The following is a 12,514-nucleotide window of genomic DNA, read 5'->3' on the forward strand; positions in this document are numbered from 1 at the left end:
CCACACTGTAGAACGGTCGTCGCTAACCCCCAGTTTACGCCGGATGCCCTTCGCCTCGAATCGCCCTGAACCATGAAGCTCATCGCCTTAGGGCTCAACCACCTCACCGCGCCGGTCAATTTGCGCGAACAAGTGGCATTCGATGCGGAGTCCGCCGGAGTGGCCCTGCAGGCGCTTGCCCGTGAGCCCGGCGTGGAAGAGGCGATGATCCTCTCCACCTGCAACCGTACCGAACTTTATGTGAGCGTCTCGGCAGGAGCCGAGGACGTTCCGCAGGCGTGGCTTAGCCGACAGCATCATCTGACTGCGGGCAAGCTCGATGAGTTCCTTTACCGGCATGACGAAGACGAGGCCGTGCGGCACATGTTCCGCGTGGCCACCGGGCTGGACTCCATGGTGCTCGGCGAGCCGCAGATCCTGGGCCAGGTGAAGGACGCCTACCAGCAGGCCCGCGACGCCCAGGTCCTGCGCGCGCCGATGGAGCGCCTGCTGCAGCACACCTTCGCCGTGGCCAAGCGCGTGCGCACGGACACCCGCATCGGCGCCCACACGGTTTCCGTCGCCTTCACGGCGGTACGCCTGGCCGAACAGGTGTTCACCGACCTGCGCCAGGCCTGCGTACTGCTGATCGGCGCGGGCGACACCGTCGAACTGGCCGCCCGCCACCTGGTGGACAAGCAGGTGCGCCGGCTGATCGTGGCCAACCGCACGCTGGAAAATGCGCAGGAGCTGGCCACCCGCTACGGTGGCTACGCCATCTCGCTGGGCGACCTCCCGCAACATCTGGCCGAGGCGGACATCGTGATCAGCTCCACCGCGGCACGACACCCGGTGGTGACGCGCACGATGGTCGAGAAGGCCGTGGCGACCCGTCGCCGCAAGCCGATGTTCATGGTGGACATCGCCGTACCGCGCGACATCGAGTCGTCGGTGGGCGAACTCGATGACGTCTTCCTCTACGGCATCGACGACCTGCGCCAGGTGATCGACGACAACCGCCGCTCGCGTGAAGCGGCCGCGCGCGAAGCCGACGCCATCATCGATCTGCAAGTCGAGCGCTACATGGCCTGGCGCCGCGCGCTCTCGCTGCGCAACCCGGCGGTGGACCTGCGCCAGCACGCCGAAACCTATCGCGACGAAGTGCTGGAAAAAGCGCGCGCCATGATCGCCCGCGGCAAGTCGCCGGACGAGGCGCTGGCCTACCTGGCCAACACGCTCACCAACAAGTTGCTGCACCACCCTAGCGCACGCCTGCGCGAGGCGGCGTTGAGCGGCGACATGGATCTGCTGCATGCGGCTGGACGTCTATACGGGATCACCGAGAAACCGGAAGTGAGCGAGGATTAGCGAGTCGCCGGGGTTGCCTGTGTGCTTGCCGTTCTTTCTCGTTGCTCACTCCTGACTCGCTTCCCGCCATGACGCCTTCGATCCGCCGCAAACTCGAATCCCTCGCCGAACGCCACGAAGAAATCGGCCTGCTGCTCGCGCAGCCCGATGTACTGGCCGACAACAACCGCTTCCGCGAACTGTCGCGCGAATACGCGCAGCTGGAGCCGGTGACGAACTCGCTGCACGAACGCGACCAGGCCGAGCGCGAGCTGGGCGAAACGCGCGCCATGCTCGACGACGCCGAGTTGCGTGAGATGGCCAAGGACGATGTCGCCCGCCTCGAACAGCGCCTGGTCGAACTGGACGACGAGCTGCAGATCCTGCTGCTGCCGAAGGATCCGCGCGACGAGGCCAACCTGTTCCTGGAAGTACGCGCCGGCACCGGCGGCGACGAGGCGGCGATTTTCGCCGGCGATCTGTTCCGCATGTACACGCGCTACGCCGAACGCAAGCGCTGGCATGTCGAAATCTTGAGCGAGAACCACGGCGAGCACGGCGGCTACAAGGAGGTCGTGGCGCGCATCGAGGGCAAGGGTGCGTACTCGCGGCTGAAGTTCGAGTCGGGCACGCATCGCGTGCAGCGCGTGCCGGAAACCGAATCGCAGGGCCGCATCCATACCTCGGCGGCGACGGTGGCGATCCTGCCGGAGATGGACGATATCGACGAGATCGAGATCAGCCCCGCCGACATCAAGACCGACACCTTCCGCGCCTCGGGCGCCGGCGGCCAGCACGTCAACAAGACCGATTCGGCCATCCGCATCACCCATCTGCCCACCGGCATCGTGGTGGAGTGCCAGGACGAACGCAGCCAGCACAAGAACCGTGCGCGCGCCATGAGCCTGCTGAAGGCCCGCCTGCTCGACGACGAGCGCAGCAAGCAGGCCGCCGCGCAGGCCGAATCGCGCCGCCTGCAGGTGGGCTCGGGCGACCGCAGCCAGCGCATCCGCACCTACAATTTCCCGCAGGGGCGGATCACCGACCACCGCGTGAACCTCACCCTGTATCGCCTGCCGGAAGTGCTGCAGGGCGACCTGGACGAGCTGGTCGACACGCTCACACGCGAGAACCAGGCCGACGAACTCAAGGCGCTCACGGCCGGCTGAGCCTCCGGTCGGCACGTGCGGATTGGCAGCCGTACCCGCCCTGCGTTAGTTTGGGCGGATGACTGATCTCTTTACCCCCTCTTCTCAGGTGCTCGCGCAGCAGATCGTTGAACAGATCGAGCGCGGTGCGTTCGATGCCGCCGAACAGGCCGCCAACGATGCACGCGGGCAGTATCCCGACGACGCCGAACTCGCCCGCCTGCACGGTGTGGCCCTGTTGCAGCTGCAGCGCCCGGCCGATGCCGTGAAAGTGCTGGAACAGGCTGCCCAGCTGGCGCCGCAAAGCGTGGAAGTGCAGTGCAACCTGGGCAGCGCCCGGCTCGCCAACGGCGAGGCGGACGACGCCATCGAATACCTGCGTGCCGCCCTGCGCCAGTCGCCCGGCCATCCGGCCATCCTGCTGACCCTGGGCAACGCGCTGATGGCGGCCGCCCGCTTCCAGCACGCCCGCGAGTCGTATGCGATGGCCACCCACGGCGCGCCGGACCATCCGGGCCTGCGCCTGAACCTGGCCGCGGCCGAGCTGGAGCTGGGCAACGTCGACCAGGCCCGCACGCACACCGATGAAGCCCTGCAGTTGCATCCCCGTTTCGACGCCGCCTATGCGCTGCGCGGACGCATCCTGCAGACCCAGGGCAACGGTCCTGAAGCCAGCAGGGCCTGGCTGCAGGCCGAGCGACTGTCGCCGCGCAATCCGCAGTACCCGCTGGCCGCCGGCCAGGTGCTGGAGGACGCTGGGCAATTCGCGGTGGCCGCCGAGGCCTACGAGCGCGCGCTGCGCCTCAACCCCAACGACGGTCGCGCGCTGAGCCAGCTGCTGTTCCTGCGCCGTCGCCTGTGGGACTGGCACGACCTGGACGCACTGAGCGGCCGTTTGCAGGCCGCGGTAAACGACGGCACGGCCGTGGTGAGCCCGTTCACCATGCTGGCCGAAGACGTCGACGCCGCCATGCATTTGAAGACCGCCAAGGCCTTCGCCGCGGTGATCGAGGAACAGACGGCCGCCCTGCGCAAGCAGCAGGCCTTCAGCCATGCCAAGCCGGCCCCGGACAACGCGATCCGGGTGGGCTTCGTGGCGGACGGCTTCAACGACCATGCCACGGGCCTGCTGGTGGTGGCGATGTTCGAGGCCCTGGCCAACGACGAGGATCTCGATCTCCATCTGTTCGCCACCACGCCGGATGACGGCGGTTCGATCCGCTGCCGCCTCGCCGCCGTCACCACCATGCACGATGTGTCCGCGCTCAATCACGCGCAGGTCGCGCAGCGCATCCACGACACCGGCGTGGAAGTGCTGGTCGATCTCAACGGCTATTCGGGGCGCGACAACGCCGAATTGTTCGCGCTGCGCCCGGCGCCGATCCAGGTGAACTGGCTCGCCTACCCGGGCAGCATGGGCGCGCCCTGGCTGGATTACCTGGTGGCCGACAAGATCACCGTGCCCGATGAACTGCGCGGGCACGTGAGCGAAAAACTGGTGCGGCTGCCGCGCTGCTACCAGCCCAACGACAATACCCGCGAGGTGGCCCAGCCGCCGTCGCGCGCCGCCTGCGGCCTGCCCGAGCAGGGCACGGTGTTCGCCTGCTTCAACAACAGCTACAAGATCAATCCGGCGGCGTTCGCGCGCATGATGCTGGTCTTGCAACAGGTGCCGGACAGCGTGCTGTGGCTGTTGGGCGGCATGGATGGCGCGGACGATCGCCTGCGCGCCGCCGCCAGCGCCGCAGGCATTGCGCCGGAGCGCCTGGTGTTCCTGCCGCGCCTTCCGCATGCCGAGTATCTCGCGCACTACCTCAACGCCGACCTGTTCCTCGATACGCTGCCGTACAACGCGCACACCACCGCGTCCGACGCCTTGTGGGCCGGCTGCCCGGTGCTCACCTGCACCGGCCATACGTTCGCCGGTCGCGTGGCCACCAGCCTGCTGCTGCAGCTTGGCCTGCCCGAGCTGGTCTGCGAGGACGAGGAAGCCTTCATCGCCATGGCCACCCAGCTGGGCAACGATCGCGAGGCACTGGCCACGCTGCGCCAGCATCTGTCGCAGCAGCGCACGCAAAGTTCGCTGTTCGACATGCAGGGCTTCGCCAGCGACTTCCGCCGTGCGCTGCAGGCGATGAGCGCGCGCTACCGCATCGGCCGCATGCCGGCTGATCTGGACCTGTAAGCGCGAGCCCGGCTCCACCGACAGGGGCAGCGGGGTGTGGAGGCTTCTTCACCCCGTGCTTGCCCCGTTTGCGGACAATGCCGAGGGGAGCCACCCAAGGAGGCCCAGCATGGGCAAGAAGAAAAAGACCTATCGCCACAGCATGGCCGAGCTCCAGCTGGAACTGGCCGGCCTGCATCGCTGGCTGCAGCGCAGCGGCCATCGGCTGGTGGTGATCTTCGAAGGGCGCGACGCGGCCGGCAAAGGCGGCACCATCAAGGCCATCACCGAGTCGATGGATACGCGCGGTTATCGCATCGCGGCACTGTCCAAGCCCAACGACATCGAAACCACCCAGTGGTACTTCCAGCGCTACGTGGAGCATCTGCCCAGCGCGGGCGAAATCGTGCTGTTCGACCGCAGCTGGTACAACCGCGCGGTGATCGAACCGGCCATGGGTTTCTGCAGCAAGGCGCAATACAAGGCCTTCATGTCGGCCGTGCCGGCGTTCGAGAAGCTGCTCACCGACGACGGCATCATCCTGCTCAAGTACTGGCTCGCCGTGGACCAGGAAGAACAGGAGGAACGCTTCGACGAACGCGCCAAGGATCCGCTCAAGCGCTGGAAGCTCTCGCCCACCGACCTCGCCTCGCGCGACAAGTACGAGGAAATCGGCCACCTGCGCGACCTGATGATCGAACGCACCAGCCGGCCGCACGCGCCCTGGTTCGTGGTCGACTTCAACGACCAGAAGCGCGGGCGCATCAACCTGATCCGGCACCTGCTGGAACAGGTGCCGCGCAGCGAGGAAAGCATTCCCGAGCCCAAGCTGCCCAAGCTCAAGGGCAAGCCCAAGGCCGAACAGGTGACGCGCAAGGCGGAATGGGTGCCCGACAGCTTCGGCGAATAAGGATCACCCCGCAGCGGCGCGGCGCATCTCGTTCACATCGATCTTCTTCATGCCCATGATGGCCGCGTGGACGCGTTCCACGCTCGCCGCATCGCCGCTGGTGAGCATCGGGATCATTTCGTCCGGCACCACCTGCCACGACAGACCGAAGCGATCCTTCAGCCATCCGCACTGGCCGCTCTTGTCGGCGGCACCTTCGAGCAACCGTTCCCAGTAGTGGTCGATTTCTTCCTGCGAGCGGCAATGCACGACCAATGACAAAGCCTCGTTGAACTTGAACACCGGTCCGCCGTTCAACGCGGCGATGGCCTGGCCGTCGAGTTCGAAATCCACCGTCATCACGGAACCTTCCGCACGCCCGGAAGCGCTGGCGCTGGCGGCGGTGTAACGGGTGGTGGTGAGGATGCGGGAGTTGGGGAAGATCGATACGTAGAATTTCGCAGCCTCTTCGGCCTGGTGGTCGAACCAGAGGAACGGCGTGATGCGCTGGAATCGCGTGGACATGCGACATTCTCCTTGCGGTGATGGATCGACCGCCGGTCGGCGGGTGGTCGTTGGGCCGGGCCCTTCATGCAGACGACGAACGATGCCCGTCCGATTCGACAGCTCCGTTTACTCCCCTGCCCGTGCGGCAAAGGTCGATGTGCCGTGAAGCCACCGGCCTCGCTGGTTCAAGCTTTGCCTGCGCGGGCCGATAAGACGATGGCCTGAAATCCAGGCGCGCGTGGGAGTGCGTCTATGCCAGTCAAAGGCCGGGGGGCCGAACTGGTCAGTGGGGACAAAACGTCCGAGATCGTGATGCCGTTCGTGCTGGTCGTGGTGGTGATGATCGGGCTGTGCGTTGCCAGCCTGGACATACTTTCTGCGGCGCGCGCTTTCGTGGGCGGCGAAAGCCGCTGGTCCAAGGCACAGAAAATCGCCGTCTCGAGTCTGCAGCACTATCTCACCAGCAACGCCGAAGCGGATTACCAGCAATTTCTCGACGCCATCGCCGTGCCGCTGGGCCATCGAGCCGGCCGCATCGAACTCGATCGCGCCCAGCCGGACATGTCGGTGGTGACCGCGGGATTCCGCCGCGGCGGCACGGACGAGGCCGATATTCCGGGCATGGCGCGCCTGTATCGCTACTTTCACCACGTGGGCAGCATTCGTCGCGCGGTCGACGTGTGGGTCGAGGCCGATCGATCCATCGACGAGCTGATCGCACTCGGTACCGAGGCGCATCGCCGCATCAGCGCGGGCGAGCGCGATCGCGCCTGGAGGGCGTCGACCCGGGCGCAGCTGCGCGCCATCGATGAACGACTGACGCCGATGGAATATGCGTTCTCCGACGCGCTGGCTTCCGCGTCGCGCGAAACCGCCAACCTGTTGCGCGCGTGCCTGTGCCTGGCAGCGGCCACCATGGTACTGATCGCCACGCGACGCGTGCGCCGGCTGCTGGACGACCGTGTTCGCGTGACCCATGAATTGCGCGCCAGCGAAGACCGCTTTCAGCTGGCCGTGGCCGGCAGCAACGATGGCCTGTGGGATTGGGACCGTACTTCCGGCCATGTCTATCTTTCCCCCCGACTGCGCCAGATGCTCGGACTCAGTGCGGCGGACGATGGCGCCACCACGTCGGTGTTCCAACGCCTGCATCCGCAGGATCGTCGCCGCGTGATGCGTGCGGTGACCGCGCACGTGTGGCGCAATCACCCGCTGGATGTGGAATTTCGCGTACCGCAGCGCCATGGCGTGCCGCGCTGGTTCCATGCGCGCGGCGCCTCCTCGCGCGATGCCACCGGCACCTCGCGACGCATGGCCGGCTCCGTCACCGAGATCACCGAGCGGCGCCGGGCCGATGCCATGCTGTTCGCGGCGAAGGAACGCGCCGAGGTCACGCTGCAGTCCATCGGCGATGCGGTGATCACCACGGACGCCACCGGCTGCATCGAATTCCTCAACCCGAGCGCCGAGCGCCTCACGCGCTGGAGCACCGAACGCGCGCGCGGCCGGCCGGTGGGCGCGATCTGCCATTTCGTGGCCGAGAGCAGCGGCGTTCCGATTGGCGATCCGGTGATGCAGGTGCTGGACGGCCAAACGGCTTGGAGCCAACACGACAAACTCGTGCTGAGGCATCCGGAAGGCCCGGCGATTGCAATCGATCTCACCGCCACGCCGATTCGCGACCGCGCCGGCAACATGGATGGCGCGGTGCTGGTGATGCGCGATGTCAGCAGCGATCGCGAACACGCCGCGCAACTGAGCTACCAGGCCAGCCATGACGTGCTCACCGGGCTGATCAACCGGCGCGAGTTCGAACGCCGCCTCGCGCTCGCGGTGAAGGCCGCGGAAAGCAGTGGCCGGCCATTCACCGTGCTGTATCTGGACCTGGACCAGTTCAAGGTGGTCAACGACACCTGCAGCCACGCTGCCGGCGACGAACTGCTGCGCCAGATCGGCACCTTGTTCCTTGCCCAGGTGCGTGCCACGGATGCGGTGGCGCGATTGGGCGGCGACGAATTCGTGGTGCTGCTGGAAGACTGCGACGCGGATGCCGCGGTCCATGTCGCCGAGAGCCTGCGTGCCGCCATCGGCGACCTGCACTTCGCCTTCGGCGAGCGCAGCTTCGCCACCAGCGCCAGCATTGGCCTGGTCAGCCTGAGCGCGGACGAGCGATTGGCGCGCGAGGACATCCTCGGCGCCGCCGATGCCGCCTGCCACCTGGCCAAGGAGAAAGGCCGCAATCGCGTGCAGACCTATCATCTGGACGACGACGAAGTGGCCGTGCGCCAGATCGAGATGTGCTGGGTCAGTCGCATCCAGGCCGCGCTGGCAAGCAACCGCTTTGAACTGTACGAGCAGGACATCGTGGACCTGCGTCATCACATGCCTCAGCGGCACGTGGAGCTGCTGCTGCGCATGGTTGGCGAAGGTGGCGAACTGATCCCGCCGCGCGCCTTCATCCCTGCCGCCGAGCGCTACGGCCTGATGCCCTCGATCGATCGCTGGGTGGTGCAGTCGGCGTTCTCCGCGCTGCGCGACGCGATGGATCGCGGCATGCCCGACATTCCGTCGCAATGCGCGATCAATCTCTCGGGCACCTCGCTATGCGAGAGCGGCTTCGCCGCTTTCCTGCGCCAGCAATTTGCCACGTTCGCCATTGCGCCCTCGTCGATCTGCTTCGAGATCACCGAGACCGCCGCGATTTCCAGTCTTTCGCGGGCCACTGCCTTCATCCACGAAATGCGTGCGCTGGGCTGCTATTTCTCGTTGGACGATTTCGGCGCCGGCATGTCCTCGTTCACCTATCTCAAGCACCTGCCGGTGGATTTCGTGAAGATCGAAGGCAGCTTCGTGAAGGACATGATCGACGACCCCATCGATTACGCGATGGTCGAGGCGATCAACAACCTCGGCCACGTCACCCGCAAACAGACCATCGCCGAATGCGTGGGTACGCCCGAACTGCTGGCGGCGGTGCACCGGCTGGGCATCGATTTTGCGCAGGGCTTCGTGCTGTCCGTGCCGCGGCCGTTCCTGCACGACGCGGGGGCATCCGCACCGCGCGCATCGGCGCCGTCCAGCGCCTGAATCAGTGCGTGCGGAAACCGACCAGTTCGATCTCTTCGCAGACCTCACGCAGCACTTCGTCAACGCGCGCGCCGGTCGGGCCTTGCCACAACCATCGTTCCAGTTTCTCGATGCACGGCGCGGCGCCGATGGCCATCACTTCGACGCGGCCATCGTCCAGATTCTTCGCATAGCCGGACAAGCCGAGCGCCATCGCCTGCTCGCGCGTGCTGGCGCGATAGAACACGCCCTGCACGCGACCTTTGACGAAGAAGCGCACGGCCGCCATGGCTATTTGCCCAGGCCGATGGCCTGGCCCAGCGAGCTTTCGTTGACGGTGCCGACGAAACGCTTGGCCACCTTGCCGTCCGGACCGATCAGCCAGGTCGTCGGCAGGCCGCGGGGTTCGTCGAAATCCTTCAGCGGCTTGTCCATCGTCACCTGCGCGATCGGATAGCTCACCGGATGTTTGGCAACGAACGCCTGGATGTCGGCCTTGTCGCTGTCGTCATACGCCAGGCCGATGGCACTGACCTTGTCCTTGTGCGCGCTGACGAACTTGGAGATGTCCGGCATTTCCTTGATGCACGGCACGCACCAGGTGGCCCAGTAATTGACGATCACCCACTTGCCGCGCTGCGAGGCCAGGTCGTACGGCTTGCCGTCGAGCGTGGTCAGTTTGATCGACGGCTGCTCGGGCATGGCGGCGTGCGCCACGCCGGCCAGGGCCAGCATGCCACCGATGACGGCGAGCGTTTTCAACAACTTCATCGCGATGTGTCCTTGGATAAATTCGATGCCGGTTGGCCCAGCGGATAAGCCTCATGCAGCGAGGTATGCAGCATGTCGTGCAGCGACTGCGCGGCCTCGTCGAGCAAGGCGAGCAGCGGGGCCGGCAGGCGCAGCTCGTGCACGCTGGCCTCCTGCGCCGGATGCAGCGGCACGCGGTAGCTGCAGTGAGCATACACGCGCATCAGGTCAGTACTGTCGAGACTGCGGGTGAGCAGCCAGCCGGCGCCAGCTTCGCCGTCGATCAGTTTCGCCCGCTGCAGGTCGCCGAAATAATTCACGATCGATGCGCGATGCAACCGCGGCTCCCGCGCCCGCACGATATCCGGATTGAGCTTGCGCCCATCGCGCTGCGCCTCGATGAAATGGCCGAGCACTACCAGCAGGCCCAGCAGCGCAGCCTCCTCGGGAAGGAATTGCGAGGGCGGCAGGTAATCGAAGGCGGAAACCGCTGCCGCCACGGACGCGCAAAGAATCACGATCACCCACGAGAGATAGATCCACAGCAGGAAGATCGGCAGCGCCGCCAGCACGCCGTAGACCTGTTGATAGGTCTGTGCCTGGTGGATGAAGCGGGCGAAACCCCAGCGCGCCAGCTCGAACAGGATCGCCCCCATCAGGGCGCCGATGGCCGCGTTGCGCCAATGGATGCGGCGGTTGGGCACCACCATGTAGATCAGCATCAGGGTGAGGAAGGTGACCACGAAGGGCAATACCGCCACCAATCGCGCCTTGATATTCAGCGTGTCTGCGGCATCGCTGAGCATGGGCAGCGCGGTGGCGAACGACGCCACCGCAATACCGCCCACGATCAGGATCGGGCCCAGCGTGAGCGCCGCCCAATAAAGCAACAATCGCGAGACCCAGCCGCGTTGCCGCTGCACGCGCCAGATGCGGTTCATGCGGTCCTCGATGCTCACCATCATCGACAACGCGCTGAAGAACATCACCAGGATGCTGATGCCGGTGAGCTTGCTGGCGTTGTCGGCGAAGGCATCGAGGTATTTCTTCACGTACTCGCCCGCGGCGGGGACGAAGTTGGTGAACACGAAATCGATCAGCGTGCCGCGCGCGCCGGCAAAGGCCGGAAACGCGGCGAAGATGGCCAGCGAGGCCACGATCAACGGCACCAGCGAGACCAGCGTGGTGTAGGACAGCGCACCGGCCGTCTCGAAGCACTTGTCGTCGATGAACCGCTGCCACAGGAACCGGCGGAAGCTATGCAAGCGGTCGCGATCGAAACGCAAGGCCATGGTGACTCCTTTCGACGTCGAACGCCCCATGGTGACGCCATGCCTCATGCGCAGTGCGTGAACGGAGCGCCGACGGGGGCTTGAACGCCCGTTACACTAACCGATCGAGACACTCACGCCCAACGCCATGAGCCAAGACATCCTGGTCCTCTACTACAGCCGCTCCGGCCATACCGCCCAGCTCGCCCGGCTGATCGCACGCGGCGTGGAGGAAATTCCCGGCATGCGCGCCCGCTTGCGCCAGGTGCCGCCGGTGGCGCCCGTCACCGAAGTGGCGCAGCCGCCGGAGCCGGAGGAAGGCGCTCCGTACGTCACGCGCGACGACCTCGCCGCATGCGCCGGCCTGGCTTTGGGCAGCCCGACCCGCTTCGGCAACATGGCCGCGCCGCTGAAGTACTTCCTCGACTCCACCGGCGCGGAATGGGCCAGCGGCGTACTCGCCGGCAAACCTGCCGCCATGTTCACCGCCACCAGCACCATGCATGGCGGCCAGGAATCCACCCTGCTCAGCATGGCCTTGCCCCTGCTCCACCACGGCATGCTGCTGGTGGGGCTGCCGTATACCGAGCCCGCACTCACCGCCACCCAGAGCGGCGGCACGCCGTACGGCGCCAGCCATGTCGCCGGGGCCAAGGGCGACAACGCGATCAGCGAACACGAACGCGATCTGGCCCGCGCCCTGGGCCGCCGCCTGGCGGATGTGGCGCGTCGCCTGGGCTCGGCCGCATGACGACGCCGGTGACTGCGAACTATCGCGTGGGGCTGCTCGCATGGGCGTTGCTGACGGTGCTGCAGCTGCTATGGCACGGATGGTTGTTTCCCGCGCAAAGCATGTCGCCAATGCTGGTGCTTGTGCTCACGGTGGTGCCGCTATTGCTGCCTCTGTTTGCTCTGCGCGATGTGCGGCGTGCGCTGTTGTGGGTGGGCATTCTCAGCCTGTTCTACTTCTGCCATGGGGTGAGCGAGGCGTGGAGTGCGCCTGGGGAGCGTTGGTTGGCGTGGCTGGAGATTGGGTTGACGTTGACGTTGATTGGGGTGCTGGGGGCTGGGGTGAAGCGGCGGCGCGCCGCCTGAGGGCGGCATAGGTTTCGCTCAGCCGAAGCATGATCGCGACCTGGCTCGCCTGCCGCGGGCTTCCGTCCTCCTACCGGAGGCCGGGTCACTTTTCTTTGCTTGCCCACGCACGCGCAGGAGCGCGTGCGAACGGCGAAGCCGGCCCGAAGGGCGGAGGGCAGGATGCCCGGAGTAAAGAAAAGTAACCAAAAGAAAGGGCCCCCCGGATGACGCGCCTTCCGGGCTTCGCCCTCCAGGTGCGCGGGTGGGTTGCGGGGTTTTTCGACAGGGCATCCTGCCCTGGCGAAAAACTGGCCCG

Annotated in this window: 11 protein-coding genes; 7 read left to right on the plus strand and 4 right to left on the minus strand. The window is 66.2% G+C overall.

Annotation, left to right across the window (positions count from 1 at the left end):
* Positions 1–72: 72 nt before the first annotated feature.
* From hemA to ppk2, 4 genes are all read left to right on the plus strand, one after another.
* Positions 73–1,347, plus strand: coding sequence for a glutamyl-tRNA reductase (gene hemA / locus ACN9MB_RS16770; RefSeq protein ID WP_426269636.1), 1,275 nt, complete (start codon positions 73–75; stop codon positions 1,345–1,347).
* A 68-nt stretch (positions 1,348–1,415) separates the two neighbouring features.
* Positions 1,416–2,495: a peptide chain release factor 1 gene (gene prfA, locus ACN9MB_RS16775; RefSeq protein WP_204637653.1), complete on the plus strand. Its 1,080-nt coding sequence runs from the start codon at positions 1,416–1,418 to the stop codon at positions 2,493–2,495.
* Positions 2,496–2,553: 58 nt separating this feature from the next.
* Positions 2,554–4,659, plus strand: coding sequence for a tetratricopeptide repeat protein (locus ACN9MB_RS16780; RefSeq protein WP_426269637.1), 2,106 nt, complete (start codon positions 2,554–2,556; stop codon positions 4,657–4,659).
* A 109-nt stretch (positions 4,660–4,768) separates the two neighbouring features.
* Positions 4,769–5,548, plus strand: a complete 780-nt coding sequence (gene ppk2 / locus ACN9MB_RS16785; RefSeq protein WP_426269638.1) for a polyphosphate kinase 2 — start codon at positions 4,769–4,771, stop codon at positions 5,546–5,548.
* Between the two features lie 3 nt (positions 5,549–5,551).
* Here ppk2 and ACN9MB_RS16790 read toward each other — a convergent pair whose 3' ends face one another.
* The gene (locus ACN9MB_RS16790) at positions 5,552–6,052 is read right to left on the minus strand and encodes a VOC family protein (RefSeq protein WP_204637656.1); all 501 of its coding nucleotides are present in this window, start codon (positions 6,050–6,052) and stop codon (positions 5,552–5,554) included.
* A 234-nt stretch (positions 6,053–6,286) separates the two neighbouring features.
* Here ACN9MB_RS16790 and ACN9MB_RS16795 point away from each other — a divergent pair, with 234 nt between their 5' ends.
* Positions 6,287–9,121: an EAL domain-containing protein gene (locus ACN9MB_RS16795; protein WP_426269639.1), complete on the plus strand. Its 2,835-nt coding sequence runs from the start codon at positions 6,287–6,289 to the stop codon at positions 9,119–9,121.
* Position 9,122: 1 nt separating this feature from the next.
* On the opposite strand, the gene yccX is transcribed toward ACN9MB_RS16795, so the two are convergent.
* Genes yccX through ACN9MB_RS16810 form a run of 3 tightly spaced genes read right to left on the minus strand, consistent with a single transcriptional unit; the run spans position 9,123 to position 11,142 of the window.
* The gene (yccX, locus tag ACN9MB_RS16800; RefSeq protein WP_204637661.1) at positions 9,123–9,389 is read right to left on the minus strand and encodes an acylphosphatase; all 267 of its coding nucleotides are present in this window, start codon (positions 9,387–9,389) and stop codon (positions 9,123–9,125) included.
* A 2-nt stretch (positions 9,390–9,391) separates the two neighbouring features.
* A complete protein-coding gene (locus tag ACN9MB_RS16805) occupies positions 9,392–9,871 on the minus strand; it encodes a TlpA family protein disulfide reductase (protein ID WP_204637663.1) in 480 nt (159 codons plus the stop codon).
* Positions 9,868–11,142 (minus strand): YihY family inner membrane protein, encoded by a 1,275-nt coding sequence (locus ACN9MB_RS16810; protein ID WP_426269640.1) that lies wholly within the window; start codon positions 11,140–11,142, stop codon positions 9,868–9,870. Before ACN9MB_RS16810 ends, ACN9MB_RS16805 begins: the two co-directional genes overlap by 4 nt.
* Before the next feature lie 127 nt (positions 11,143–11,269).
* On the opposite strand from ACN9MB_RS16810, the gene wrbA reads away from it, so the two are divergent.
* Both wrbA and ACN9MB_RS16820 read left to right on the plus strand, forming a co-directional pair.
* Complete coding sequence (gene wrbA / locus ACN9MB_RS16815) at positions 11,270–11,872, plus strand: NAD(P)H:quinone oxidoreductase (RefSeq protein ID WP_426269641.1); 603 nt, start codon at positions 11,270–11,272, stop codon at positions 11,870–11,872.
* Positions 11,869–12,216, plus strand: coding sequence for a DUF2069 domain-containing protein (locus ACN9MB_RS16820; RefSeq protein WP_426269642.1), 348 nt, complete (start codon positions 11,869–11,871; stop codon positions 12,214–12,216). The genes wrbA and ACN9MB_RS16820 overlap by 4 nt, the downstream gene beginning before the upstream one ends.
* Positions 12,217–12,514: the final 298 nt, after the last annotated feature.

It is taken from the genome of Dyella kyungheensis, assembly GCF_049913195.1.
Lineage (GTDB): Bacteria > Pseudomonadota > Gammaproteobacteria > Xanthomonadales > Rhodanobacteraceae > Dyella > Dyella kyungheensis.

What these genes read in the sequence shown, in the direction of transcription:
- hemA (WP_426269636.1), top strand. Translation starts at nt 73, where the DNA reads ATGAAGCTCATCGCCTTAGGGCTCAACCACCTCACCGCGCCGGTCAAT.
- prfA (WP_204637653.1), top strand. Translation starts at nt 1,416, where the DNA reads ATGACGCCTTCGATCCGCCGCAAACTCGAATCCCTCGCCGAACGCCAC.
- ACN9MB_RS16780 (WP_426269637.1), top strand. Translation starts at nt 2,554, where the DNA reads ATGACTGATCTCTTTACCCCCTCTTCTCAGGTGCTCGCGCAGCAGATC.
- ppk2 (WP_426269638.1), top strand. Translation starts at nt 4,769, where the DNA reads ATGGGCAAGAAGAAAAAGACCTATCGCCACAGCATGGCCGAGCTCCAG.
- ACN9MB_RS16790 (WP_204637656.1), bottom strand. Translation starts at nt 6,052, where the DNA reads ATGTCCACGCGATTCCAGCGCATCACGCCGTTCCTCTGGTTCGACCAC.
- ACN9MB_RS16795 (WP_426269639.1), top strand. Translation starts at nt 6,287, where the DNA reads ATGCCAGTCAAAGGCCGGGGGGCCGAACTGGTCAGTGGGGACAAAACG.
- yccX (WP_204637661.1), bottom strand. Translation starts at nt 9,389, where the DNA reads ATGGCGGCCGTGCGCTTCTTCGTCAAAGGTCGCGTGCAGGGCGTGTTC.
- ACN9MB_RS16805 (WP_204637663.1), bottom strand. Translation starts at nt 9,871, where the DNA reads ATGAAGTTGTTGAAAACGCTCGCCGTCATCGGTGGCATGCTGGCCCTG.
- ACN9MB_RS16810 (WP_426269640.1), bottom strand. Translation starts at nt 11,142, where the DNA reads ATGGCCTTGCGTTTCGATCGCGACCGCTTGCATAGCTTCCGCCGGTTC.
- wrbA (WP_426269641.1), top strand. Translation starts at nt 11,270, where the DNA reads ATGAGCCAAGACATCCTGGTCCTCTACTACAGCCGCTCCGGCCATACC.
- ACN9MB_RS16820 (WP_426269642.1), top strand. Translation starts at nt 11,869, where the DNA reads ATGACGACGCCGGTGACTGCGAACTATCGCGTGGGGCTGCTCGCATGG.